We start from the raw sequence: 297 nt of genomic DNA on the forward strand, positions 1-297 counted from the left end.
ACTTTCTTTAGTTCGAGTAGCGCTTCTGCTGCTTTCATCCCATTCATTTTTGGCATTTCGACATCAAGGAAAACGGCATCGGGCTGCAGCTTTATCGCCTTCATGATGGCTGCCTCCCCAGAGTCGGCTACTCCAACAATTTTTATGGAAGGAAAGGCGTTTAATAAATGTCCCAGCTCATCACGGCTGTAGGGTTCATCGTCAACAATAAGTGTGCGTATTATTCTATCCATTAATATTCCACCTTATCAGTTGGAAAGGAAAAAGAAATTTCCGTGCCGCCATCGATTTCACTTT

At 43.4% G+C, this 297-nt stretch carries 1 protein-coding gene; it reads right to left on the reverse strand.

Translation table 11 applies throughout. The features are described 5' to 3' along the window. The coding region (locus PZE06_RS28220; RefSeq protein WP_275792431.1) for a LytR/AlgR family response regulator transcription factor at positions 1–233 on the reverse strand (233 nt) is incomplete at its 3' end. Positions 234–297 lie beyond the last annotated feature (64 nt).

It is taken from the genome of Robertmurraya sp. DFI.2.37 (genome assembly GCF_029211245.1).
GTDB classification, from domain to species: Bacteria; Bacillota; Bacilli; order Bacillales; family Cytobacillaceae; genus Robertmurraya; species Robertmurraya methanolica_A.